General features: G+C 67.6%; 23 protein-coding genes. 8 read left to right on the plus strand and 15 right to left on the minus strand.

Translation table 11 applies throughout. The features are described from left to right. Positions 1 to 176: 176 nt before the first annotated feature. On the minus strand, positions 177 to 1,070 hold the full coding sequence (locus tag G6N46_RS11270) for a haloalkane dehalogenase (protein ID WP_138248240.1): 894 nt from the start codon (positions 1,068 to 1,070) through the stop codon (positions 177 to 179). A gap of 56 nt (positions 1,071 to 1,126) precedes the next feature. Between G6N46_RS11270 and G6N46_RS11275 the strand changes: the two genes are divergently transcribed. Continuing rightward, positions 1,127 to 1,759 (plus strand): TetR/AcrR family transcriptional regulator, encoded by a 633-nt coding sequence (locus G6N46_RS11275; protein ID WP_073695728.1) that lies wholly within the window; start codon positions 1,127 to 1,129, stop codon positions 1,757 to 1,759. 125 nt (positions 1,760 to 1,884) lie between these two features. Here the strand turns inward: G6N46_RS11275 and rdgB are convergent, their stop codons facing one another. The 7 genes from rdgB to clpS all read right to left on the minus strand — a co-directional run bounded on the left by rdgB (position 1,885) and on the right by clpS (position 6,850). Continuing rightward, entirely contained in the window at positions 1,885 to 2,493 is a 609-nt protein-coding gene (gene rdgB, locus G6N46_RS11280) for an RdgB/HAM1 family non-canonical purine NTP pyrophosphatase (protein ID WP_174814041.1), read from the minus strand. Beyond that, positions 2,483 to 3,265 (minus strand): ribonuclease PH, encoded by a 783-nt coding sequence (gene rph / locus G6N46_RS11285; protein WP_073695726.1) that lies wholly within the window; start codon positions 3,263 to 3,265, stop codon positions 2,483 to 2,485. Before rph ends, rdgB begins: the two co-directional genes overlap by 11 nt. Before the next feature lie 81 nt (positions 3,266 to 3,346). Then, positions 3,347 to 4,114 carry a cyclic nucleotide-degrading phosphodiesterase gene (locus G6N46_RS11290; RefSeq protein WP_138248238.1) on the minus strand — a complete coding sequence of 256 codons (768 nt, stop codon included), beginning with the start codon at positions 4,112 to 4,114 and terminating at the stop codon, positions 3,347 to 3,349. A gap of 138 nt (positions 4,115 to 4,252) precedes the next feature. Next, positions 4,253 to 4,912 carry a rhomboid family intramembrane serine protease gene (locus G6N46_RS11295; protein WP_138248237.1) on the minus strand — a complete coding sequence of 220 codons (660 nt, stop codon included), beginning with the start codon at positions 4,910 to 4,912 and terminating at the stop codon, positions 4,253 to 4,255. A gap of 25 nt (positions 4,913 to 4,937) precedes the next feature. After that, entirely contained in the window at positions 4,938 to 5,957 is a 1,020-nt protein-coding gene (locus tag G6N46_RS11300) for a P1 family peptidase (protein WP_138248236.1), read from the minus strand. Continuing rightward, positions 5,954 to 6,535 (minus strand): oxidative stress transcriptional regulator AosR, encoded by a 582-nt coding sequence (aosR, locus tag G6N46_RS11305; protein ID WP_138248235.1) that lies wholly within the window; start codon positions 6,533 to 6,535, stop codon positions 5,954 to 5,956. The genes G6N46_RS11300 and aosR overlap by 4 nt, the downstream gene beginning before the upstream one ends. Positions 6,536 to 6,538: 3 nt before the next feature. After that, a complete protein-coding gene (clpS, locus tag G6N46_RS11310; protein WP_174814042.1) occupies positions 6,539 to 6,850 on the minus strand; it encodes an ATP-dependent Clp protease adapter ClpS in 312 nt (103 codons plus the stop codon). Positions 6,851 to 6,903: 53 nt separating this feature from the next. On the opposite strand from clpS, the gene G6N46_RS11315 reads away from it, so the two are divergent. Both G6N46_RS11315 and G6N46_RS11320 read left to right on the plus strand, forming a co-directional pair. Further along, positions 6,904 to 8,181: a nicotinate phosphoribosyltransferase gene (locus G6N46_RS11315; protein WP_234880563.1), complete on the plus strand. Its 1,278-nt coding sequence runs from the start codon at positions 6,904 to 6,906 to the stop codon at positions 8,179 to 8,181. After that, entirely contained in the window at positions 8,178 to 10,175 is a 1,998-nt protein-coding gene (locus G6N46_RS11320; RefSeq protein WP_138248233.1) for an ATP-dependent DNA helicase, read from the plus strand. The genes G6N46_RS11315 and G6N46_RS11320 overlap by 4 nt, the downstream gene beginning before the upstream one ends. A gap of 14 nt (positions 10,176 to 10,189) precedes the next feature. Here G6N46_RS11320 and G6N46_RS11325 read toward each other — a convergent pair whose 3' ends face one another. Beyond that, positions 10,190 to 10,657, minus strand: a complete 468-nt coding sequence (locus tag G6N46_RS11325; RefSeq protein ID WP_235688636.1) for a MarR family transcriptional regulator — start codon at positions 10,655 to 10,657, stop codon at positions 10,190 to 10,192. A gap of 84 nt (positions 10,658 to 10,741) precedes the next feature. On the opposite strand from G6N46_RS11325, the gene G6N46_RS11330 reads away from it, so the two are divergent. Then, positions 10,742 to 11,956, plus strand: coding sequence for an FAD-dependent oxidoreductase (locus tag G6N46_RS11330; protein WP_138248232.1), 1,215 nt, complete (start codon positions 10,742 to 10,744; stop codon positions 11,954 to 11,956). Here G6N46_RS11330 and G6N46_RS11335 read toward each other — a convergent pair. Beyond that, positions 11,953 to 12,798, minus strand: coding sequence for a virginiamycin B lyase family protein (locus G6N46_RS11335; protein ID WP_138248231.1), 846 nt, complete (start codon positions 12,796 to 12,798; stop codon positions 11,953 to 11,955). The two genes, G6N46_RS11330 and G6N46_RS11335, sit on opposite strands and share 4 nt — an antisense overlap. Then, the gene (gene glgP / locus G6N46_RS11340) at positions 12,795 to 15,413 is read right to left on the minus strand and encodes an alpha-glucan family phosphorylase (RefSeq protein ID WP_138248230.1); all 2,619 of its coding nucleotides are present in this window, start codon (positions 15,411 to 15,413) and stop codon (positions 12,795 to 12,797) included. Before glgP ends, G6N46_RS11335 begins: the two co-directional genes overlap by 4 nt. Before the next feature lie 183 nt (positions 15,414 to 15,596). On the opposite strand from glgP, the gene G6N46_RS11345 reads away from it, so the two are divergent. Together G6N46_RS11345 and glgB are read left to right on the plus strand one after the other, a co-directional pair. Beyond that, positions 15,597 to 17,663 (plus strand): alpha-1,4-glucan--maltose-1-phosphate maltosyltransferase, encoded by a 2,067-nt coding sequence (locus tag G6N46_RS11345; RefSeq protein WP_138248229.1) that lies wholly within the window; start codon positions 15,597 to 15,599, stop codon positions 17,661 to 17,663. Beyond that, a complete protein-coding gene (gene glgB / locus G6N46_RS11350; RefSeq protein ID WP_138248228.1) occupies positions 17,660 to 19,834 on the plus strand; it encodes a 1,4-alpha-glucan branching protein GlgB in 2,175 nt (724 codons plus the stop codon). Before G6N46_RS11345 ends, glgB begins: the two co-directional genes overlap by 4 nt. On the opposite strand, the gene G6N46_RS11355 is transcribed toward glgB, so the two are convergent. Further along, complete coding sequence (locus G6N46_RS11355; protein ID WP_138248227.1) at positions 19,821 to 20,420, minus strand: TetR/AcrR family transcriptional regulator; 600 nt, start codon at positions 20,418 to 20,420, stop codon at positions 19,821 to 19,823. The two genes, glgB and G6N46_RS11355, sit on opposite strands and share 14 nt — an antisense overlap. A 43-nt stretch (positions 20,421 to 20,463) precedes the next feature. On the opposite strand from G6N46_RS11355, the gene G6N46_RS11360 reads away from it, so the two are divergent. Beyond that, on the plus strand, positions 20,464 to 21,324 hold the full coding sequence (locus G6N46_RS11360; RefSeq protein WP_234880562.1) for an alpha/beta fold hydrolase: 861 nt from the start codon (positions 20,464 to 20,466) through the stop codon (positions 21,322 to 21,324). Between the two features lie 61 nt (positions 21,325 to 21,385). Here the strand turns inward: G6N46_RS11360 and G6N46_RS11365 are convergent, their stop codons facing one another. The 3 genes from G6N46_RS11365 to G6N46_RS11375 form a co-directional block, all read right to left on the minus strand. Then, on the minus strand, positions 21,386 to 22,273 hold the full coding sequence (locus G6N46_RS11365) for a tetratricopeptide repeat protein (RefSeq protein ID WP_138248225.1): 888 nt from the start codon (positions 22,271 to 22,273) through the stop codon (positions 21,386 to 21,388). 13 nt (positions 22,274 to 22,286) lie between these two features. Next, on the minus strand, positions 22,287 to 22,646 hold the full coding sequence (locus G6N46_RS11370; RefSeq protein ID WP_138248224.1) for a DUF3817 domain-containing protein: 360 nt from the start codon (positions 22,644 to 22,646) through the stop codon (positions 22,287 to 22,289). Positions 22,647 to 22,709: 63 nt separating this feature from the next. Further along, positions 22,710 to 23,891 (minus strand): acetyl-CoA C-acetyltransferase, encoded by a 1,182-nt coding sequence (locus G6N46_RS11375; RefSeq protein WP_138248223.1) that lies wholly within the window; start codon positions 23,889 to 23,891, stop codon positions 22,710 to 22,712. Between the two features lie 83 nt (positions 23,892 to 23,974). On the opposite strand from G6N46_RS11375, the gene mce reads away from it, so the two are divergent. Then, complete coding sequence (gene mce, locus G6N46_RS11380; RefSeq protein WP_061007289.1) at positions 23,975 to 24,451, plus strand: methylmalonyl-CoA epimerase; 477 nt, start codon at positions 23,975 to 23,977, stop codon at positions 24,449 to 24,451.

Here is a 24,451-nt window from a genome sequence, read left to right on the forward strand (position 1 = left end):
CTGCCGATGAATGGCTCCCCCATGATGGCAGTGTGCCCACTCGTCGGCCGCTGACCAAGGCCTGTCGGCGTAGCCCTGTGGATAAACGAGCCACGGCGGCCGCGAGCGTAACGCCAAGGCGGAAATCGAGCCCGGAACCCGCCCTGGCGTTACGATCACGGCGGCAACTGACGGCCTCAGCCCAGGTGCTTGAGGACCTCGGCTGCCAGCTGCTCTCCCCTGTCCTCCTGCAAGAAGTGCGACGCGCCTTCGATCCGTACCTGCTCGGTGACGGTCGGGATCAGGTCGACGAAGGCCTCACCCGCGCGCGGGTACGGGAACACGGGGTCCTGGTCGGAGAACGCGACGAGCGTGGGCTTCTCCCAGCGCGATAGCACGTCGGTGACCGCGCGCATTTCCGTTGCACCCGGGGCGTCGTCGGTGATCGGAACCAACAGCGGGAACTGTGCGGCGCCGGCCTTGGACTCCGCGGTCGGGAACGGCGCGTCGTAGGCGGCGACGACCTCGGGCGACAGCTCGGTCGTCGTCGCGCCCTGGATCACGAAGCCGACGGGTAGGTCGGGGTTGGCCTCCGCGAAATCACGCCACGCCATGAAGCCCTTGGACACCCGGCCGGTGAACAGCCCGGTGTTGAAAATCGCCAGTGCGCCAACCTGATCCGCATTCTCCGTGGCCCAGCGCAAGCCGATCGGCCCACCCCAGTCCTGCACGATGGCGGTGGCGTCCTGCAGATCCAAGCCGCCCAGCAGTCGGGTGACGAGGTCGACGTGCCGGTCGTAGCTGTACCAGCGCCGGTCGGTGGGCTTGTCCGAGCGGCCGAAGCCCGCATAGTCCGGCACGATCACGCGGTGCCCGGCCTCGACCAACGGGACGATCATCTTGCGGTACAGGAACGCCCACGTCGGCTCGCCGTGGAAACACACGATGGGCTTGCCGTCGCGCGGGCCCTCGTCGAGGTAGTGCAGCCGCAACCCGTCGATATCGACGTAGTTGGGGGCGAAGTCATAACCCGGCAGATTCGCGAAGCGCTCGTCCGGGGTGCGGAAAATCTCAGTGGTGGTGGCAGTCATGTCGTCAAGTTAGGCCATAGTTGACCGACCGGTCAACTATTACTTACGATTCACACGTGCCCCGAAGTTCAGACGCCCGCGAACGCCTGGTCTCCACCGCAGCCCGGCTCTTCCTCGAACGCAGCTACCAAGCCGTCGGAGTCGAGGAGCTCTGCCGCGCGACCGACATCAAGAAGGGCAGCTTCTACCACTACTTCCCGTCGAAATCAGAACTCGGCAAGGCCGTTATCGACTTGCACGCCAAGGCGTTTCAGCGTCAGCTGACCGGCTCCCCCACTGCTACACCGGCCGAAAAACTGCACGCGGTTCCCGATGCCATCGGCACCATCCAGTCCACCCTCGAAGCCCAATTCGGGCGCGCGGTGGGCTGCCCCTTCGGCAACTTCGCCGCCGAACTCTCCACCACCGACGACGATCTGCGCAAACACCTCGCACGCACCCTCGCCGCCATGCAGCACCACATGGCGCTCATCTGCCAGGAAGCCCTGGCCGACGGAACCCTGCGCCCGGGCACCGATCCCGAACAGCTCGCCCACGCGCTACTGGCGCAATATCAGGGCATCATCCTGCTGGCCAAGCTCAACGATTCCGGCGTCGCGCACCTCGCGCCAGCGCTGCACGATTTCCTCGACGGCTACCTGACCGACGCAACATCACGGCAACCAGGTCGCGTGCCGTCACCCGAATAACGAGCCAACGCACGTGCGTTCGCAAAGTGATACCGTCGGCGATACCGGGTTCCGAAGTCGTGTGGGCACAGACAGCCAGTGACTGAAGTGACAGATGTTAAAAGCGCCTGACAGCGAGGCCGTCCTCAGGAACCAGCCAACTCCCGCAGCGCCGGCACCAGCTGCGCCAACGCCCGCCCGCGGTGCGACGCTGCGTCCTTCTCAGCCGCACTCAGCTCAGCAGCAGACCGAGAACCGCCGGCAGGGACGAACACTGGGTCATACCCAAATCCACCCGAACCTCGCGGCTCCCGTGCAATGACACCGGGCCACTCTCCGCGCACCACAACAGAACCCGCAGCCGACACCAACGCGCAGCACGACACGAACGCCGCCCCGCGACGCGAATCCGGCACATCCTCGAGCTGGCCCAACAGCAGCGACAAGTTCGCCTGATCATCCCCGTGCCGCCCAGCCCACCGGGCTGACAGCACGCCCGGCATGCCGTTCAACGCGTCGACCGACACCCCGGAATCATCTGCGACACAAGGGATTCCGGTGGCCTTAAACCCGTCACTAGCCTTGGCCAACGCGTTCTCTTCAAACGTCGCCCCAGTCTCGGGCGCCTCCGGATACTCGGGCACGTCAGCCAACGACAACAACGTCAGGCCGACGACCCCGGCAGCGTCCAACACCCGCTGCAACTCCAGAAGCTTCTTCGCATTGCGCGAAGCGACGAGCAGCTCAGGCACCAAACGCCTTCTTGGCCGGCGTAGCAGACTCCGGCAGCACGCCCGGGTACGGCAGCTCCAAAGCCTCGCGCTGCAATGCGAACAACTGATCGCAGGCAGCCAAAGCCGCGTCCAAAAGCTTGTCCAGCGTCGAGCGCGGGAACGTCGCGCCCTCGCCGGTGCCCTGCACCTCGACCAAAGTCCCGGTGTCGGTGGCGACAACATTCATGTCGACCTCGGCGCGCGAGTCCTCGGTGTAGGGCAGGTCCGTGCGGACCCGGCCGTCGACCACACCGACCGACACGGCGGCGATGGCGCACGACAGCGGCCGCGGATCCTTCAACCGTCCGGCGGCAGCGAGGTAGGTGACGGCGTCGGACAACGCCACATACGCGCCCGTGATCGCCGCGGTGCGGGTACCGCCGTCGGCCTGCAGCACATCGCAGTCGATGGCGATGGTGTTCTCACCCAGCGCGCTGAGGTCGATGCACGCGCGCAGCGAGCGGCCGATCAACCGGCTGATCTCCTGGGTCCGCCCGCCGACGCGGCCCTTCACCGACTCACGATCAGAGCGGTCATGCGTCGCGGCCGGCAGCATCGCGTATTCAGCGGTCAGCCAGCCCAATCCGGAACCCTTGCGCCAGCGCGGCACGCCCTCGGAGACCGAGGCCGTGCACATGACCCGCGTCTCGCCGAACTCCACCAATACCGACCCTGCCGGGTGCTTGGTGAATCCTCGGGTGATCTTTACCGGGCGGAGCTCGTCGTCAAGGCGACCGTCTTCACGTCTGGACACCCGACAACCCTATCGGGGCGAGCGGAGCGACGGGTTGAAAGGGCAGTGCCGCCGAAAGCGGGGCCCCGACTTGCCCAAGTCTTACCGGCGGGTGATGTCGAACGACTCGTTGCACACGACGCCGTGCACGGGTCCGTCGAACTCGGCCTTGGCCTCGCTGATGACATCCTCACGGGACGTCCACGGCGGGATGTGCGTCAGCAGCAGTTCCTTCACCCCGGCCTCGCGGGCGGCGCGGCCGGCCTCGGCACCGGACAGGTGCAGCTTCGGCGGACGGTCCGGCGAGTCGGTCCACGACGCCTCGCACAGGAACACGTCGGCACCGCGAGCGAGATCGATCAACGCGTCGCAATAGCCGGTGTCAGCCGAGTAGACGAGCGTCGCGCCGGACGGATCGGTGAACCGCATGCCGTACGACTCGGTCGGGTGACACACCAGTCGCGGCGTCACGGTCAGCGCGCCGATCTCGACGTCCTGACCGTCAACCCAGACCTTGATGTCGAAGATGTCGGTGATGTCGTCGATCTCGCCGCCCTCAGGCGACGACGCCGCGCCGAGCCGGTGCCAGGTGGCCGCCGGACCGAACATCAACGCGCGACCGACCGGAGGATTCGGGTGGTACCGCCGCCAGACAAACAGCCCGGGCAAGTCCAAACAATGGTCGGCATGCAGATGTGACAGCAATATATTTACGGCGCCCGGATCAGCATGCCGCTGCAATGCGCCGAGTACCCCGCCACCGAAGTCGATAACCATCGGTGTGGTGTCCGGAGCGGTCAGCAGATAGCCCGAGGCCGGAGAATCCGGCCCACCCACGCTGCCGGAGCAACCGAGAATGGTGAGGCGCACACCCCTAGCTTGCCACGTCAACACGTCCTACGACCAAAAGACGGCACCTTTGGGCGGCCAGTTTCTCGATTGCTTCAGAAAGCGTTACCGATCACGCGGCCGTCATCGCGGCGTGCGGCGAATTTCAAATTCAGCAAATTAGGTCGGAAACGACGGCAGTGCTGAACCTTTACGCCGATCGCGCGCTTCCCTTTCCGGACTGCTCAGCAAATACGCAGCAAGCACGCCGGCGATGCCACCGCACAGATGGCCCTGCCACGACACGCCGAATGTGCCCGGCAGCGCGCCCCACAGCACACCGCCGTAGACAAACAGCACGACGATGCCGACGACAATCTGCCAGGCGTGGCGAGTGAAGAACCCGAACACGATGAGGAACGTCAGCCAACCGAAGATCAGGCCAGACGCCCCGATGTGCACGGACTCCACGCCGCGCGGCGCGCCGATGTTCCCGATGAGCCACGTCCCGAAGCCACCAAGAATCCAGATGATCAGAGTGGCCGCGAGGAAGCGCCCCATCCCGGCGAGCGTCACCAGGAACCCGAGCACGAGGGCCGGGCCGGTGTTCGCGATCAGGTGCGCCCAATCGGCGTGCAGCAGCGGCGCCCACAAGATGCCCCAGAGCCCATCGGTCTCCAGCGGCCGGATGCCGTCCTGATTGAGCTCCTGGTTGTGCAGCGCATCCCAGCCTTCGATGAGCCACAGCAGGGCGACGAAGCTGACGATCGTGACGCCGCCGACCTTCCACGTCGCAGGCGGCTTCGGCTTCGGCGGAGTCGTCGACAACTCGTAGCTCATGTGCCCAGGCTACCGGCGCAGAGCCTCAGGCGAAGGCTCCCGGCAGCAGGTCGCGATAGGTCGGAATGTCGGCTATCGACTCGGCGGCCAGCACCCCGACCATCACAGCGGTGGCGAGCGCGTCGGCCGCGGCCGCGCCGATCTCGGAGATGAGCCGCGTCTCGGGGTTCATCTGCTCGGGCGTCGCGGGATCCGGCTCGATGTGAACCTGTCCGGTCGCGAGCGCGAAGACGGTGTCGCCGTCGACGGCGGTGTGCGCCGGACGGATGGTGTGGGCCAGCCCGTTGTGCGCGGCGACGGCCACCTTCTTACAGCCGGCCGGGCTGAGCGCGGCGTCGGTCGCGACGACGGCGATGGTCGTGTTGAGCGGCTTCGGGTCCTGCACGCGGGTGCGGTAGGCCTCGAGCTGTTCGACCGGCGGCGCCTGCAGCCCGAACCGGGCGATCTGGTCGGCCGACCACGGCAGCCCGGTCTGCGGGTCGACGACGTGGCCGGCCGCGTTGACGATGACGAGCGCGCCGACGGTGACGCCGTTGTCGAGCGTCACCGACGCCGTCCCGAGCCCGCCCTTGAGCGCGCCGGCCCGCGCACCGGCGCCCGCGCCGACGTTGCCGGTCGGCACCTTGGTGCCGGCATGGTCGACGGCCTGGTAGCCGAACTCGGCCGTCGGCCGGTTGGCCCATGCGCCCACCGGCAGATCGAAGATCACCGCACCGGGAACGATCGGCACCCGTCCGCCGGGCATCTTCACGCCGCGGTCGTGTTCCTCCAGCCAGGTCATGACGCCGTCGGCCGCGGCGAGGCCGTACGCGCTACCGCCGGTGAGGACGATCGCGTCGACGTGCTGCACGCTGTTGGATGGGTCGAGCAGGTCGGTCTCACGGGTGCCGGGCGCTCCCCCGCGGACGTCGACCGCGCCGATGGTCCCGGGCGGAGCCAGGACGACGGTGGTGCCGGTGGCCCAGCCGCTGCCCAGGGTTGCGTCTTCGATGCGGTGGTGATTGCCGACCAGGATGCCGGCGACGTCGGTGATGGAGCCCGTCACCGCTCGTCCAGCAGGCTCAGCACCAGGTACTCCTGCAGATACGTCAGCCACTGGTACACCTCCAGATGCCCCGCCATCGGATGGTCCGGTGAAAGTCGTTGCGGCCCATCGGGTCCGATGTCAAGCATGGCGCCAAGAGCCAGCCGGACGTCGTTGATCGCGGCCGCCCAGGCCTCGGCCTGTTCCTCGGTCAGCTCGAATTTTCCGGCCGGGTCCGGCAGGGTGTCCAGAAGCCTTTGGGCGGCTTGCCGTTTGGCGTCGACGATGGTCGGCTCGTGCAGGCTCCGCAGGGCGCCGTTGAGGCTCTCGCCGGCGGCGCGGCCGTCCGGATGCGTGGCTGGATCGTGGTAAAAGTCCGGCAGCAGCCGACGCATGGTGTCGTCGTCGGGGGCCTGCGACGGACCGATCTTCATGCCGGTCAGTTCGGCGAGTTCGTCACGCGGTGAGGCGGATTCGCGATCGTCGAGCATCTCGATCAGCGAGCCGACCAGGTTGCGCAGCATCGTGACCTCGTGCGCCTCCAGCCCGGACTTGATACGCACGCCCGACGACGTGTTGACCCGCTTCCACTTGCGCACCGGTCAGTGGTCCTGCTGCATGGTTGCCCACAGTCCGGCTGCGTGCAGTTTGGTGACGTCGACTTCCATCGACTCCCGGCTGCCCGCCGAGACGACGGCCTTGCCCTCGGTGTGCACCTGCATCATCAGCTCGGTGGCGCGCACCTCGCTGTAACCGAACAGCTTCTGGAAAACGTACGTCACGTAGGTCATCAGATTCACCGGGTCGTCCCAGACGATGGTCACCCAGGGACTGTCGAGGGCAGCCACCTCGTCGACATCCGTCGCCGGGCTTGTCCGCGCGACTACCGTCGACGAGCTGGCACCCAGAACCATGAGCCCAGAATAGCCGGGTGGTTGCCGGTCGTAGAACCAGTACGGTGAGCTCTGTGACCGCCGCGTTGCTGACCGACAAATACGAGCTCACCATGCTCGCTGCTGCCCTGCGCGACGGCACGGCACACCGCCGCGCGTCGTTCGAGGTGTTTGCCAGGAGGCTGCCCTTCGGACGCAGGTACGGGGTGGTCGCCGGGACGGCACGGTTCCTCTCGGCGCTCGCCGACTTCCGGTTCGACGATGCGGCGCTGGCCTCGCTGGACTTCCTGGATGCCGAGACGCTGCGCTGGCTGGCCGACTACGAGTTCCGCGGCGACATCGACGGCTACCCCGAGGGCGAGCTCTACTTTCCCGATTCACCGGTGCTCTCGATCCACGGCACCTTCGCCGAGTGCGTCATCCTCGAAACGCTCGTGCTGTCGATCTTCAATCACGACACCGCCATCGCGTCGGCTGCGGCCCGCATGGTCAGCGCCGCTGTGGGCCGGCCGCTGATCGAGATGGGCTCGCGGCGCACGCACGAGCAGGCGGCGGTCGCCTCCGCGCGGGCGGCATACATTGCCGGATTCACCGGCACCTCGAACCTGGAGGCGCAGCGGACGTACGGCGTCCCGGCGCTGGGGACCAGCGCGCACGCGTTCACCCTGGTGCACACCGCGGCGTCCGGGCCTGACGAGGTGGCCGCGTTCCGCGCGCAGGTCGACGCGTTGGGTGTCGGGACGACGCTGCTGGTGGACACCTACGACATCACCCAGGGCGTGGCCAACGCCGTCGCCGTGGCCGGACCCGAGCTCGGCGCGGTCCGCATCGACTCCGGCGACCTGGGCGTCATGGCCCGCCAGGTGCGCGACCAGCTCGACGGGTTGGGTGCGACCAAGACCCGCATCGTGGTGTCGGGCGACCTCGACGAGTACTCGATCTCCGGGCTCGCCGCCGCACCCGTCGATGTCTACGGCGTCGGCACGTCGCTGGTGACCGGATCGGGCGCACCGACCGCGTCCATGGTCTACAAACTGGTCGAGGTCGACGGCATGCCCGTCGCAAAACGCAGCAGCCACAAGGAATCTCACGGCGGCCGGAAGGCCGCACTGCGCGTGGCGAAGGAGTCGGGAACCATCGTCGAAGAGGTGGTGCACCCCGCAGACTCGGTCCCCTCGGATGAGGGCCGGGTGCTGACGGTGCCGCTGGTCCGTTCGGGTTCCGTCATCTGTGACGCATCACTGGCCGACGCCCGCGCGCGCGTCGCCGCCGGCCTGCACAGCCTGCCGTGGGACGGACTCAAGCTCTCCCGCGGTGAGCCGGCCATCCCGACCCGACTGGTGGGTGCATGAGCCGAAAGACCGATCCGACGGACGTGTCGGCACTGCTTTCCATCGCGGTCTCCGCCCTCGGCGGCGCCGAGCGCAGCGGCCAGATCGAGATGGCCAAGGCCGTCGGCAACGCCTTCGACAAGGGTGAGCACCTGGCCGTCCAGGCCGGGACCGGCACCGGCAAGTCGTTGGCGTACCTGGTCCCGTCCATCGCGCACGCCGTCGCATCGAACCAGCCGGTGGTGGTGTCAACGGCGACCATCGCGCTGCAGCGCCAGCTGGTGGACCGCGACCTGCCCCGCCTGGCCGATGCCCTCGCCCCGCACCTGCCCCGGCGTCCCGAGTTCGCGTTGCTCAAGGGCCGCGGAAATTACCTGTGCCTGAACAAGGTTCACAGCGGCGCGCAGGCCGAGGAAGACCTCCCTCAGGAGGAACTGTTCAACCCCGTCGCGGCCTCGGCTTTGGGCCGCGACGTCAAGCGACTCATCGAATGGTCGTCGGACACCGAAAGCGGTGACCGCGACGAGGTGGTGCCGGGTGTGCTGGACCGGGCCTGGTCACAGGTCAGCGTGGGCGCGCGCGAGTGCATCGGCGCCACCCGATGCCCTTACGGCACAGACTGTTTCGCCGAGAAGGCTCGCGCCAAGGCCGGAGCCGTCGATGTCATCGTGACCAACCACGCGCTGCTGGCCATCGATGCCATCTCCGAGGTCAACGTCCTGCCCGAGCACCAGCTGCTGGTGGTCGACGAGGCCCACGAGCTGGTGGACCGCGTGACCAGCGTCGCCACCGGCGAGCTGTCCGCCACCTCCATGGCCGTCGCGCACCGACGGGCCGCCCGGTTGGTGGAACCTGAACTGGCAGAACGCCTCGAGGCCTCGATCGCGACCCTGTCGTCGGCCATCCACGACATGGAAGCCGGCCGCATCGACGTGCTCGACGACGAGCTCGCCACCTACCTGACCGTGGTCCGCGATTCGACCGACAAGGTGAAGATGGCGATCGACACCGCACCGTCGGACCCCACCGCCGCAGCGGCCCGCAGCGAAGCCGTTACGTCACTGACCGACCTGAGCGACACCGCGTCGCGCATCATCGACTCGTTCGTCCCGGCCATCCCCGACCGCTACGACGTGGTGTGGCTGGACCGCGAAGAGTCACGGGGCTCGGTGCGTCACATCCTGCGGGTCGCGCCGTTGTCGGTGGCGGGGCTACTGCGCGGGCGGTTGTTCGGTGAGGTGACGGCAGTCCTGACGTCGGCGACGCTGACCATCGGTGGGCGCTTCGAGTCGATGGCGCGGGCGTGGGGGTTGTCGATTCCGGAAGACAGCACCGCGACGCCGCCCAAGTGGAAGGGCATGGACGTGGGATCGCCCTTCTCCCATGCCAAGTCGGGCATCCTGTACGTCGCCAAGCACCTGCCGCCGCCTGGCCGCGACGCCGCCGCACCGGAACAGATGGACGAGATCTACGAGCTGATCACCGCCGCCGGCGGCCGCACCCTCGGACTGTTCTCGTCGATGCGGGCCGCCAAGGCCGCCGCCGAGATCATGCGCGAACGGCTCGACACCCCGGTGCTGTGCCAGGGCGACGACTCCACGTCAACACTGGTGCGGCAGTTCACCGAAGACGCCGAGACGTCGCTGTTCGGCACGCTGTCGCTGTGGCAGGGCGTCGACGTGCCAGGGCCGTCGTTGTCGCTGGTGATCATCGACCGCATCCCGTTCCCCCGCCCCGACGATCCGCTGCTGACCGCGCGTCAGCGCGCCATCGCGGCCCGCGGCGGCAACGGGTTCATGGCGGTGGCCGCATCGCATGCAGCGTTGTTGTTGGCGCAGGGCGCCGGACGACTGCTCCGCAGCGTCAACGACCGCGGCGTCATCGCAATCCTCGATTCCCGGATGGCGACGGCCCGCTACGGCGGCTTCCTGCAGTCATCGCTGCCGCCCTACTGGTCGACCACCGACCCGGTCCGGGTGCGCAACGCCTTGGAACGGTTGGCCGCGTCGAGCTGACACGCCCGAGTCGCTCACATCCCCCGCAGCCTTGCGACATGCTCGCGCTGCAGTTCCGCTGCGCGCGTGAGGAATTCAGTGATCAGCTCGAGTTGCTTGGCGCTGTAGCGGCTGAGCAGGGTGCGCTCCCCCTCGGCCACCAGCGGGCCGATCAACTCGAAGGCCCGCTCTCGCGCGGTGTCGGTCGCGTGGACCAGGAGCTTGCGCCGGTCGCTGGGATGCGCTGAGCGGGTGATGTACCCGACCTTCTCCAGACGGTCGAGCATCGTCGTGGCACTGCCGGTCGTCAGACCCAACCCGTCAGCCAACTCCCGCGGGGTCAGACCGTCCGGTGTTTCCTCGATCAGGATCTCCAGGCACCGCGCATCCGTCGCATTGATGCCGAGCAGCCGCGCGACCTCGCGGTCGAAGTCATCGACGGCCGCCTGATACGCCTGCACGGCCGCGCCCAGTCGGCCGGACAACGATTTTTCGCTTGACAATCGAGCGATCCACCTTTCAAGATATTGCTTGATTATCAAGCTATCTGATCTTCGAGCCATCCGGCGACAAACCGAGGGACCCGCATGACCGAAGCACTCATCATCGGCGCCGGCGTCGCAGGCCCGGTCCTGGCCATCGCGCTGCGGCGTGTGGGTATCGACGCCCACATCTTCGAACGCTCCCCGTCCGGCGCCGACCTGCGCGGGGCCTGGCTGAATTTTCAGGCCAACGGCATGGATGCGCTACGTGCCGTCGACGCGGCGGGGCCACTCGAGAACTTGGGTTACCCGAACGACACCATCAGCTTCATCACCGGCAGCGGCAAGAAGCTCGGTCGCATCCCGATGGCCGCGCCGCGTCCGGACCGCCAACTGTCGGTCATGATGCGCCGCGCCGACCTCTACCGCGAACTCAACGCCCTGGCAACAGCGCGCGGTGCCCACTACCACTACGGCAAGGACTTCGTCTCCGCGACAACGGCTTCCGACGGCCGTGTGCGGGCACAGTTCGCCGATGGCAGCACCGCGTCCGGCGATCTGTTGATCGGCTGCGACGGCATCCATTCCGCCGTCCGCCGCGGGATCGATCCGCGCGCACGGGCGCCCCGATACGTGCCGGTGCTCAATGTCGGCGGCTACATCCCGGACTTCACCGTCGACGTGCCGCCACGAGAATTCCGGATGCAGTTCGGCACCCGCTGCTTCTTCGCCTGGTTTCCCACCCCGGACGGCGGCACGGTGTGGTTCGCCAACCCACCGATGGCCCGTGAACCCGAACACGGGGTGTTGTCCGACATGTCCGACACCGGCTGGCGAAACTGGCTGCACCAGTTGATGTCCGGCGATGTCGGGCCCGCCCACGACATCATCGACGCCGCGCCCGGCCCGATGATCGGGTGGGCCACCTACGACCTGCCGGTGGTGACGCGGTGGCACAACCGCCGGAACCAGATCATCATCGGTGACGCCGCCCACGCCACCGCACCGTCGGCAGGGCAGGGTGCCTCGATGTCCGTCGAGGACGCCGTGATCCTCGCGCAGTGCCTGCGCGATTGCCCCGATATCCCCACGGCATTCACGACGTTCGAGTCATTGCGCCGCCGCCGGGTGGAGAGGATCGTCCGGCACGGACACCGGTCGTCCAACAGCAAGGCCGCGGGCCCGATCGGTCGCGTGCTGCGGGACCTGATTCTGCCCGTGATGTTTCGGCAGGCGGCGAAAGACGATGGCCGCTCGATGATGTGGCTACAGGGCCACCACATCGACTTCGACAGCAGCATCCAACCGGTGCCGGTCTAAACGGGCAACCGCACCACGAACCCGGACTCGAGCGCCACCCACAGCGCCCCGTCGCGATCGACCGCCAACCCGTGCGGTTCGCTGCCCGGCGGCAGGTCGAACGTCGACACCTCGCCGTCGGCCGTGACCCGCGCGATTCCATCTGCGCCCCACAGGCTCACCCACACGCCGTCGGCCTCATCGGCGACCACCGCATGCGGCTTGCCCGGCAGGTCCAGTTCCTGGATGGCGTCGTTCAGCGGGATGCGGCCCAGCTTGTCGGCGCCAATTGCGGTGAACCACACCGCGTCATCGTGGGTCGCGCAGATGCCGACCGGACCCGCGGACGGTGTCGGTGTCGGCCGGATCGACAGGTCACCGGCGACGGTCAGTCGCCCGATGGCGGACTTCTGATTCAGCGTGAACCACAGCGCGCCGTCGCCGCCGGCGGTGATCATCGACGGCATCCCGCGCGGCACGGCAACCACCTCTGCCGCGCCATCCGCACCGACGCGGCCCACGGTGCCGCCGTCCATCGTGGTGAACCACACGGCGTCGTCGGGCCCGGCGGCGATGCCGAACGGTGCACTGCCCGTGTCCAACTCGACGAACGTCAGCGCACCGTCACCGGAGATTCGGCCCAGCCGATCGGTGCCGGAACAGGTGAACCACACGGCCCCGTCGGGACCGGCGCAGATCTGCATCGGCCGGCTGTCGGCGCCGATCTCGAACAGCCGCACGTCGCCACCCGCGTCGATCCGGCCCACCGAACCCGCCGACACCAACGTCACCCACATCGCGCCATCCGGGCCGGCCGCCAGCGCGTACGGTCCACCATCGACCGCAACAGTCAGAGCACTCACGCCAGCGTGACCAGCCCCAGCTCGTTGTCGGCAGCCAGTAAGGCGTTGTGCGGCAACACCCGAACGGTGTACCCGACCGGCCCGGCCACCGGCAGCGGCGTGGTCGCCGAGAACACCTCGACACCGCCCTCACCGGAGCCCGTGTGCGCCATCGGCACCGTCACCGGGTCCACCAGTTGGTCACCGGCATCGACCCGGCCCAGAACCGCCTGCACCACAACCTCATCGGTGCGCAGGCCGGCCAACTGCACGGTGGCGGTCAGCGATAGCTCCGAACCCAGCAGCGGCGTGTCGGGCAGCCCGTAGCTGTCAACGTCGGTGATCTGAATCTTGGGCCACGCCTCGGTCACCCGCTGCCGGTAGGCCGCAAGCGAGCGGGCCGCGCCGAACGGCACGCCGTCGATGGGCTCCACCGTGCGCCGGAACGACTGTGCCGCAGGGGCGTAGTACTTCTCGGTGTAGTCGCGCACCATGCGCGACGCCAACACCTTGGGCCCGAGCGACTGCAACGTGTGCCGCACCATCTCCACCCAGCGCATCGGGACACCGTGCTCGTTGCGCTCGTAGAACTTGGGTGCCACCGAGTTCTGCATCAGGTCGTACAGCGCGGCGGCTTCGAGGTCGTCACGCCGGGCCTCGTCCGTGACACCGTCGGCAGTCGGGATTTCCCAACCGTTTTCGCCGTCGTACCACTCGTCCCACCAACCGTCACGGATCGAGAGGTTGAGCCCGCCGTTCAGCGCGCTCTTCATGCCCGACGTGCCGCATGCCTCCAACGGACGCAGCGGATTGTTCAGCCAGACATCACAACCCCAGTACAGCAGCCGCGCCATCGACATGTCGTAGTCCGGCAGGAACGCGATCCGGTGCCGCACCTCCGGCCGGTCGGCGAACTTCACCACCTGCTGAATCAGCGCCTTGCCGCCGTCGTCGGCCGGATGCGACTTGCCCGCGACGATCAGCTGCACCGGCCGCGACTCATCGAGCAGCAGCTGCTCCAGCCGTTCCGGGTCGCGCAGCATCAGCGTCAACCGCTTGTAGGTCGGCACGCGCCGGGCGAACCCGATGGTCAGCACCGAGGGGTCGAAAGCCTTTGCGATCCAGCCGAGTTCGGCCTCGGTGGCGCCGCGCTCGAGCCACGAACGCCGCAGCCGGGCCCGCACATCGGCGATGAGCATCTCGCGCAGTTGGGACCGGATCCACCACAGGTGACCGGGGTCGACGTCGTGCAACCGCTGCCACAGCTCAGGTTCCCCGGCGGCCTGGTCGACGGCCGTCATGCCCTCGACGCCGACGAGCTCGCGGCCCAGCTCCAGCCATTTCGGCGCCGCCCAGGTCGGTGCGTGCACGCCGTTGGTGATGGACCCGATGGGCACCTCGGCCTGGTCGAAGCCCGGCCACAGTTCGTTGAACATGCCGCGGCTGACCCGGCCGTGCAGCAGCGATACGCCGTTGGCCCGCTGCGCCAGCCGTAAACCCATGTGTGCCATGTTGAATTTGCCCGGATCGTCTTCGGCGCCGAACGCCACCACCCGGTACAACGGCACGTCGGGCAGCAGCGGCGCGGCGACGGTGTCGTCGAAGTAGCGCCGCACCATCTCCAACGGGAAGCGGTCGATACCCGCCGGCACCGGGGTGTGGGTGGTGAACACCGTCGACGACCGGACCACTGTCAGCGCGGTCTCGAAATCCAGTCCCGAACCGCTGATGTACTCCCGAATACGTTCCACACCAAGGAAACCCGCGTGACCCTCGTTCATGTGGTACACCTCGGGCGCTTCGATGCCCTCGATCTCGGTGAACGCCCGGATCGCGCGGATGCCACCGATACCGGCAAGCAGCTCCTGCTTGATGCGGTGTTCCTGATCGCCGCCGTACAGCCGGTCGGTCACCGAGCGCAGCTCGTGGTCGTTCTCGGGGATGTCGGAATCGAGCAGCAGCAACGGAACTCGCCCGACCTGGGCCACCCACACCCGCGCCCGCAGCACCTGCGATTCGGGAAGATTCAGCGACACCAGTGTCGGCTGACCGTCGGCTCCGGTCAGCAGCCGCAGCGGCAGGCCCTGCGGATCGAATGACGGATAGTTCTCGTTCTGCCAGCCGTCGGCCGTCAGCGACTGCTTGAAGTAGCCGGACCGGTAGTACAACCCCACCGCGATGAGCGGCAGGCCGAGGTCCGATGCCGACTTGAGGTGATCACCCGCGAGGATGCCCAGGCCACCGGAGTAGTTCGGCAGCACCTCGGCAACGCCGAACTCCATGGAGAAGTACGCGATACCCTTCGGCATCGCGGGGCCGCCGTCCGCGGCGTGGTCGGCCTGCTCCTGGTACCACAGGGGCCGGCTCAGATAGTCGTCCAGATCGGCGGCCCGGTGGTTCACCCGGCCGACGAAATCGTCGTCCGCCGCCAGTTCATCCAGACGTGCCGGGCTGACCGCCCCGAGCAACGCCACCGGGTCGGCGCCGACCTGGTCCCACAGCACCGGATCGATCTCCGCGAACAGCTCCTGCGTGGGCGTGTGCCAGGACCAGCGCAGATTGATGGACAGCCGCTCCAGGGCAGCGAGGCGTTCGGGCAGGTGGGCACGGACGGTGAACCGACGGAGGGCTTTCACACGAAAGAACCTTACTGACATTTTTTGCTCGTGCAGGGTCAGTTCCATGCAGGCTCAGCCACCCAACCAACTGGTCACCGCCCATCTGGTGTCATCGACTACTACGGTGGGTATCAGAGCACGGACGGGCCGTACGGCCACTACGGTGCGTAGTGGCGTGTGCCCGGGTGAGGAGTGGTTTGGGTGGCCGGTCGGATCGAGATCGACGACGTCGCACCAGTGGTGTCCGCAGGCCGGTATCCCGCCAAGGCCGTGGTCGGCGAAGTGGTTCCGATCAGCGCGACCGTCTGGCGCGAAGGGCATGACGCCGTTGCCGCGACGCTGGTGGTGCGCTACCACGGCCCCGTCTACCCGCAGCTCGCCGAAACCCCGCCGGGTGCGACTCCGGTTCCGGCGCCCCCACGGGCGAAGGTCAAGCCGACCCGCATGCCCATGGCCCCTGGCTACACGCCCGACGTGTTCCACGGCCAACTCACGCCCGACGCGGTGGGACTGTGGACGTTCCGGGTCGACGGTTGGGGCGACCCGATCGCGACGTGGCGGCACGCCGTCACCGCCAAGCTCGACGCCGGCCAGAGCGAAGCCGAGCTGTCCAACGACCTACTTGTCGGTGCGACGCTGCTGGAGCGCGCCGCCACCGCCGTACCGCAGGACGACCGCGCCCCGCTGCTCGCTGCCGCACGGCGGCTCCGGGAGGAGGGCGACCCGTTCCTCCGCGCCGGCGCAGCACTGGCGCCCGACGTCACCGACCTGCTGCGCAAGTACCCGCTGCGTGAATTGGTCACGCGCGGAGAGCAACACGGCATCTGGGTCGACCGGCCGCGGGCCCGGTTCAGTGCCTGGTACGAGCTTTTCCCCCGCTCGACGGGGGGCTGGGATTCCGACGGGCAGCCGAGGCACGGCACGTTCGCGACGACAGCCAAGGCCATTCCGCGCGTTGCCGCAATGGGTTTCGACGTGCTGTACCTGCCGCCGGTGCATCCGATCGGCAAAGTGCACCGCAAGGGCCCGAACAACAACGTGACCGCGGCACCCGGGGACGTCGGCTCCCCCTGGGCCATCGGCAGTGACGAGGGCGGCCATGATGCCGTGCACCCCGACCTGGGCACCATCGCCGATTTCGACGACATGGTCGCCGCGGCGCGCGACAACGGCCTGGAGATCGCGCTCGATCTGGCGCTGCAGTGCGCGCCCGACCACCCGTGGGCCAAGGACCATCCGGAGTGGTTCACCGTGCTGCCCGACGGCACCATCGCGTACGCCGAGAACCCGCCGAAGAAGTACCAGGACATCTACCCGCTGAACTTCGACAACGACCCGGCCGGCCTGTACCACGAGGTCCTGCGCGTGGTCAAGTTCTGGATATCGCACGGCATCAAGATCTTCCGCGTCGACAATCCGCACACCAAGCCGGCGAACTTCTGGGCCTGGTTGATCGCCCAGGCCAAGAACATCGACCCCGACGTGCTGTTCCTGTCGGAGGCGTTCACCCGCCCCGCCCGGCTGTACGGGCTCGCGAAACTCGGCTTCACCCAGTCGTACACGTATTTCACCTGGCGCAATTACAAGTGGGAGATCACGGAATTCGGCCAGGAGATCGCCGCGTACGCCGACTTCTACCGGCCCAACCTGTTCGTCAACACCCCGGACATCCTGCACGCCAGCCTGCAGCATTGCGGCCCGGGCATGTTCGCGATCCGCGCGGTGCTGGCCTCCACCCTGAGCTCGTCCTGGGGTGTCTATTCCGGCTACGAGTTGTTCGAGCACCAGGCGGTCCGCGAGGGCAGCGAGGAGTACCTGGACTCCGAGAAATACCAGCTGCGGCCAAGGGATTTCGAAGCCGCGCTGACCGGCGGCCGGTCGCTGGAGCCGCTACTGACCCGACTCAACGAGATTCGGCGCGTGCACCCGGCGCTCAGCCAATTGCGGACCATCAAGTTCCATCACGTCGACAACGACTCGATGTTGGCGTACAGCAAGTTCGACCCGGTAACCGGCGACACCGTCCTTGTGGTGTTGACGCTCAACGCATTCGGCCCCGAGCAGGCAACACTGTGGCTGGACATGGGGGCCCTCGGGATGGAGGACCACGATCGGTTCTGGGTACGCGACGAGATCACCGGTGAGGAATATCAATGGGGCGCATCGAATTACGTACGACTGGACCCGAGCAGAGCAGTGGCCCACGTACTGAACATGCCACAAATCCCGTACGACAAGCGACTGAATCTCCTGCGGAGGCTACCGTGACCAGTCACCTCCGCCCGCCGGTCGCCGACCTGGCCCGCCTGCTGGCCGGCGAGCACCACGACCCGCATTCGATCCTGGGTGCGCACGAATACGGCAAGCGCACCGTCCTCCGGGCGCTGCGTCCGCACGCCACCGGCGTGACGGCGGTGATCGGCACGAAGCGGTACCCGATGGAGGCCATCGAGGGTGGCCTCTTCGCTGTCGCGGTGCCGTTCACCAAGCTGGCCGACTACCGGTTCGAGGTCGACTATCCCGGTGACGTCATCTATACGACGGCCGACCCCTACCGCTTCCTGCCCACGCTCGGCGACATGGACCTGCACCTGCTGGCCGAGGGACGGCACGAACGGCTGTGGGAAATCCTTGGCGCACAACCCCGTTCGTTCACCACGCCGGACGGTGTGGTCGAGGGATTCTCGTTCGCGGTGTGGGCGCCGAACGCCAAGGGCGTCAACCTGATCGGCGACTTCAACCACTGGGACGGCACCGAGGCGCCGATGCGGGCGCTGGGCTCGTCCGGGGTGTGGGAGCTGTTCTGGCCCGGCTTCGAAGCCGGCAGTTTGTACAAGTTCCGTATCCGGACCAGCACCGGCTCCATCAGCGACCGCGCCGACCCGATGGCCTTCAGCACCGAGGTGCCGCCGCTGACGGCGTCGAAAACCTTTGTCAGCAACTATGTCTGGCATGACGACGAGTGGATGACCGCCCGCGCCGAGCGGAACCCGATCTTCGAGCCGATGAGCACCTACGAGGTGCACCTGATGTCGTGGCGCCCCGGCCTGAGCTACCGCGAGTTGGCGGTCGAACTCACCGAATACGTGGTGGCGCAGGGCTTCACGCACGTCGAGCTCCTCCCGGTGGCCGAGCACCCCTTCGGTGGGTCCTGGGGATATCAGGTGACGTCGTACTACGCGCCGACGTCACGGCTCGGCACCCCCGACGACTTCCGGTACCTGGTCGACACGCTGCACCAGGCCGGTATCGGCGTGATCGTCGACTGGGTGCCCGCCCACTTCCCCAAGGACTCGTGGGCACTGGGGCGCTTCGACGGCACGCCACTGTATGAGCACGCCGACCCCCGGCGCGGCGAGCAACTCGACTGGGGCACCTACGTTTTCGACTTCGGTCGCAACGAAGTCCGCAACTTCCTGGTGGCCAACGCGCTGTACTGGCTGATGGAGTTCCACGTCGACGGTCTCCGTGTCGACGCCGTCGCCTCCATGCTGTACCTGGACTACTCGCGTCCCGAAGGCGGTTGGACGCCCAACATCTACGGCGGCCGGGAGAACCTGGAGGCGGTGCAGTTCCTGCAGGAGATGAACGCGACTGTTCACAAGCTGGTTCCCGGCATCGTCACCGTCGCCGAGGAATCCACCTCGTGGCCCGGTGTCACCAGGCCGACAAACCTTGGCGGCCTTGGCTTCTCGATGAAGTGGAACATGGGGTGGATGAACGACACCCTGGACTACATCAGCCACAACCCGGTCCACCGCAGCTACCACCACCATGAGATGACGTTCTCGATGTTGTACGCCTACAGCGAGAACTACGTACTGCCGATCAGCCACGACGAAGTCGTACACGGCAAGGGCACCCTGTGGACCCGGATGCCCGGTGACGATCACGCCAAGGCCGCCGGTCTGCGACAGCTGCTGGCCTACCAGTGGGCACATCCGGGGAAGCAATTGCTGTTCATGGGACAGGAATTCGGCCAGCGCGCCGAATGGTCCGAGGAGCGCGGGCTGGACTGGTTCCAACTCGGCGAGCACAGCTTCTCCACCGGGGTCCAACATCTGGTCCGCGACATCAACGGCATCTACCGCGAAAACCGCGCGCTGTGGTCGCGCGACAGTAATCCCGAGGGTTACTCGTGGATCGACGCCAACGACTCGAACAACAACGTGCTGAGCTTTTTGCGGTTCGGCGACGACGGGTCGGCCATCGCCTGTGTCTTCAACTTCTCCGGCAGTGAGCACTCGCAGTACCGGCTGGGCCTGCCGCACTCCGGGACCTGGCAGGAGCTGCTGAACACCGACGCCACGGTCTACAACGGTGCGGGCGCGGGCAACATGGGCGCGGTCGAGGCCACCGACGAGCCCTGGCACGGCCGTCCCGCCTCCGCCGTCCTGGTCCTCCCACCGCTGTCGGCGCTCTGGCTCAAGCCCGCCTAGAGTCCCGCAGCCCGTCGAGGAGACGGCGCACCGCGGCACCGGTGTCGCGACGCGCGCGAACGGGATCGGATGCGCCGGCGATCGCGGCGACGGCTTGATTGCTGAGCCCCATCAGCAGCACAGCCAGCGGTGAAATCGGCTGCGGCGCAAGCACACCCTGCTCCAGCAGGCTGACGAGGCCGGCCTCGATATTGGCCAGGGTGTACCGCGCGTTGCGCTCCTGCCATTTCTGCCAGCCGAGCACCGCGGGCGCGTCGACCACCCGGATGCGTTGCAGCGGCGCGTCAACCGCGCTGTCCAGCACGGCATCCCAGCCGGCGAGGAACACCGACCACGCGTCCTCGCCGCGTTCAGCGGCCGCCGCGGCAGCCTCCCGAACCCGGGTGCTGACGATCTGGTCGGCGCGGTCGAAGACCTCTTCGAAGAGCGCTTCCTTGTCCGCGAAATGGTGATACAGCGAGCCCCGGGTCACGCCGCTGCGGCGGACGATCTCCTCCGTACCGGTCTGGTGATAGCCGTGCTCGCCGAACAACTCGGTCGCGACTGCGACGAGCCGCTCCCGCGAATCCCCCTTGACCGTGACCATACAAGCTGTATGGTACCAGCATACAGCTTGTATGGAGGTCGCCATGACGACACCCGACGCCCACGTCCCCACCTGCCTCGGCGACCTGCACGTACGTCGCACCGGAACGGGACCTCCCGTCGTCCTGTGGCACAGTCTCTGGGTCGACTCACGCAGTTGGGGTCCGCTCGTCGACACCCTCGGGACTCAGCGACAGGTCGTGGCCATCGACGGGCCGGGCTACGGCACCAGCAGCCCTATCCGCCGCGACTTCACACTCGACGAATGCGCCTACGCCGCAGGCGAAGTGCTCGATGCCCTGGGCCTCGATGTGGTCGACTGGATCGGCAACGCCTGGGGCGGCCACGTCGGCATCACGCTGGCCGTCACCGAGCCGCAGCGGCTGCGCAGCCTCATCACCATCGCCGCACCGATCACGCCGGTCAGTCGGACGCAACGCTGGACCCAGACCTACCCGCTGGCCGCGGCCTACCGACTGCTCGGACCCAATCCCCTGCTCACCAAAATCCTGTTCGACGTGCTTCTCGGCGGCGCCGATATCGCGCGGACGCAGCACGCGGCTGAACTCAAAGCCGCTTTCCGCGCCATGGACCACGAATCCGCCAGGCGCACAATCCGATACATGCACAGCTGGCAGTCACTCGCCGGCCAGCTCGCCACCGTCACCGTCCCGACGCTGCTGATGACCGGCGATCTCGGCGATCAGCACTGGAGTCCCGCCGACGCCCGCGCCGCGGCCGACACCATGCCGCACGCGCGCGTCGTGCCCCTCACCGGCTCCGGACATGTCGGCCCGCTGCTCGTCGACACCGACGCGATCGCTGCGGCCGTCACGGACTTCTGGCAGTCACCGCCGGTGGTGCCGCGCGACCCGGGGGCGCTTCCCACCCGCGAGCAGACGTAAAACTGTCAATTTCAGCGGGAAATCGACAGTTTTACGTCTGTTCGCGAAGAAAGGGCGACCCCTAGTACAGGGCGTTGGCGAGGTTGCGCCGGCCCGCGATGACCTCGGGGTCGGCCGGGTCGAACAGGTCGAACAACTCGATGAGCCGGGTGCGCACGCGGGTGCGGTCGTCACCCGACGTCTTCTTGACGAGTGCGATGAGCCGGTTGAACGCGCCGTCGACGTCGCGCTGGAAGAGCTGCACGTCGGCGGCGGCGAAGGCCAGGTCGATGTCGTCGGGTGAGGCGTCGGCGAGGCGCACGGCCTCCGGGCGCTGCGCGGACGCGCGCTGCAGGAACGCGATCTGCTGCACGGCGCCCTTGGCCTCGACGTGCGCCGGGTCGGCCTCGAGGATCGCCTGGTACGCCGCCAACGCGCCGTCGAAGTCTCCGTTGTCGAGGAAGTCCCGGGCTTGCGCGAGAGCGGGGTCGACCTGTTCCTCTTCGCCCTCGGCGCCGCCACCGAGCTTGCCGGCCGTCGCCTGCAGCAGCGAGTCCACCCAGCGCCGTAGCTGGTCTGCCGGTTGACCGCCCTCGAACGACGTGATCGGCTGCCCGCCGGCGAGCGCGACGACCGTCGGCACGCCCTGGATGCCGAACATCTGGGCGATGCGCGGTGACGTGTCGACATTGACCGTGCCGAACGACCACTTGCCACCGTCCTCGGCGGCCAGCGCGGACAGCGTCTGCCCGAGCTGGACACTCGAGTCACTGCGCGGCGACCACAGCAGCACGACGACCGGCACCTCACCGGAGCGGATCAGCACCTCGGCTTCGAGATTGGCCTCGGTGATCTCGATGCCACCAGGCGCGCCACCGGCAGCGGCAGCACCTTCAGCGGGACGGTTTTTGAGCGCGGAGAGGTCCACCGCGCCAGCCAGCGCGGGACCGATAGGACGCGGACGAGTCACGCTGTCCAGTCTGTCACGCGACGGCCGACGGCTCCGGTTCACCCTCGGCAGCACGGGCCCCGACTGCCAGCGCGCCGCTTCGTTCGGCCCAGCGCAGGAAGGCCACGCTGGCCAGCGGCACGATGCTGGACACCGCCGCCAGCACCCAGGTGACCAGCGACCACCGCGCGGCCCAACCGACGATCAGTCCGGTGGCCACGAAACCCAGAAACACCACGCCGTGGACCATGCCGAAGATCTGCACACCGATCTCGGTGCGAGGCGTGCCGAGGTACTTGAAGTACATGCCGGTCAGCAGTCCGACCCAGCTGACCGCCTCGGCCAGAGCGATCAAACGAAACCAGCCCGCCACCCGGGGCACAACAGCGTTCATGGCGCCATTGTGCCCGAGTGACGGGCTGACTACTACGAGGTGTAGTTCACACCTCGCGGAAAACTACGGACGACGCAGGATCAGGGCGTCGCCCTGACCGCCGGCGCCGCACAGTGCCGCGACGGCATAACCCGAACCCTTGCGGGCCAGCTCCAGCGCCGCGTGCAGCGTGATGCGCGCGCCGGACATGCCGATCGGGTGGCCGATGGCGATGGCACCACCGTTGACGTTCACCTTGTCGCCGTCGACGCCCAGCTCCTTGGTCGAGGCCAGCGACACCGCCGCGAAGGCCTCGTTGATCTCGATGACGTCCAGCTGGTCGACGGTGATGCCCTCACGCTCGACGGCCTTCTTGATGGCGTTGGCCGGCTGGCTCTGCAGCGTCGAATCCGGACCGGCGACGACGCCGTGCGCGCCGATCTCGCACAGCCAGGTCAGGCCCAGCGACTCGGCCTTCTCCTTGCTCATCACCACGACGGCACACGCGCCGTCGGAGATCTGCGACGACGAACCGGCGGTGATGGTGCCGTCCTTGCGGAATGCCGGCCGCAGCCCGCCCAGCGACTCGGCGGTGGTGTTGCCGCGGATGCCCTCGTCCTCGGCGAACTCGATCGGGTCGCCCTTGCGCTGCGGGATGGACACCGGAACCACCTCGTCGGCAAAGACACCGTCCTTCCACGCGGCCGCGGCCTTCTGGTGCGACTTCGCGGCGAACTCGTCCTGCTCGGCGCGGGTGAAGTTGTCCTGGTCGTTGCGCTGCTCGGTCAGGGCGCCCATCGGCTGGTCGGTGAAGACGTCGTGCAGACCGTCGTACGCGAGGTGGTCCAGCGCGGTGACGTTGCCGTACTTGTAGCCCTCACGGCTCTTGGGCAGCAGGTGCGGGGCCTGGCTCATGGACTCCTGGCCGCCGGCCACCACGACCTCGAACTCGCCGGCGCGAATCAGCTGGTCAGCCAGGGCGATGGCGTCGATGCCCGACAGGCACATCTTGTTGATGGTCAGCGACGCCACGTCCCACGGGATGCCAGCAGCGACGGCTGCCTGCCGCGCCGGCATCTGCCCGGCGCCGGCGGTCAGCACCTGGCCCATGATCACGTAATCGACCGCAGAGGGCTCGACGCCGGCCTTCTCCAGCGCACCCTTGATGGCGACGGCACCCAGGTCGCTACCCGAGAAGTCCTTCAGCGAACCCATCAACTTGCCCACCGGCGTACGGGCTCCAGCAACAATTACCGAGGTCGTCATTTCCATCCTCCAACAAATCTGTAACGGCTAATGTGGCCGATCACACAGGCGCAAATTCGGTCGTATCAGGTTACCTTTACGTTATGACCACCGAACACGTCGATGCCCGTCCGGCGCTGGCCAGCGCCCTCGTGACCGCTATTGATCACGTCGGTATCGCCGTGCCGGATCTGGACGCCGCGATTCGCTGGTACCACGACCACCTCGGCATGATCGTCCTGCACGAAGAGGTCAACGAGGACCAGGGCGTCCGCGAGGCCATGCTCTCCGTCCGTGGCGCGCCGGTCGGCAGCGCCCAGATCCAGCTGCTGGCCCCGCTCGACGAGAAGTCGACCATCGCCAAGTTCATCGACACCCGCGGCCCGGGCCTGCAGCAGCTGGCCTACCGCACCAGCGACATCGAGGCCCTGTCCGAGCGCCTGCGCGCCGACGGCGTCCGCCTGCTGTACGAAGCCCCGCGCCGCGGCACCGCCGACTCGCGCATCAACTTCATCCACCCGAAGGATGCCGGCGGCGTGCTGATCGAGCTCGTCGAGCCCGCCAAGGATGCCGCCCACTAA

Origin of the sequence: Mycolicibacterium phocaicum (assembly GCF_010731115.1) — a bacterium.
Lineage (GTDB): Bacteria > Actinomycetota > Actinomycetes > Mycobacteriales > Mycobacteriaceae > Mycobacterium > Mycobacterium phocaicum.

Coding starts and splice junctions, on each gene's coding strand:
- G6N46_RS11270 (WP_138248240.1), bottom strand. CDS start 1,070: ATGACTGCCACCACCACTGAGATTTTCCGCACCCCGGACGAGCGCTTC.
- G6N46_RS11295 (WP_138248237.1), bottom strand. CDS start 4,912: ATGAGCTACGAGTTGTCGACGACTCCGCCGAAGCCGAAGCCGCCTGCG.
- clpS (WP_174814042.1), bottom strand. CDS start 6,850: ATGGTTCTGGGTGCCAGCTCGTCGACGGTAGTCGCGCGGACAAGCCCG.
- G6N46_RS11320 (WP_138248233.1), top strand. CDS start 8,178: ATGAGCCGAAAGACCGATCCGACGGACGTGTCGGCACTGCTTTCCATC.
- G6N46_RS11330 (WP_138248232.1), top strand. CDS start 10,742: ATGACCGAAGCACTCATCATCGGCGCCGGCGTCGCAGGCCCGGTCCTG.
- G6N46_RS11355 (WP_138248227.1), bottom strand. CDS start 20,420: ATGGTCACGGTCAAGGGGGATTCGCGGGAGCGGCTCGTCGCAGTCGCG.
- G6N46_RS11360 (WP_234880562.1), top strand. CDS start 20,464: ATGACGACACCCGACGCCCACGTCCCCACCTGCCTCGGCGACCTGCAC.
- G6N46_RS11370 (WP_138248224.1), bottom strand. CDS start 22,646: ATGAACGCTGTTGTGCCCCGGGTGGCGGGCTGGTTTCGTTTGATCGCT.
- G6N46_RS11375 (WP_138248223.1), bottom strand. CDS start 23,891: ATGACGACCTCGGTAATTGTTGCTGGAGCCCGTACGCCGGTGGGCAAG.
- mce (WP_061007289.1), top strand. CDS start 23,975: ATGACCACCGAACACGTCGATGCCCGTCCGGCGCTGGCCAGCGCCCTC.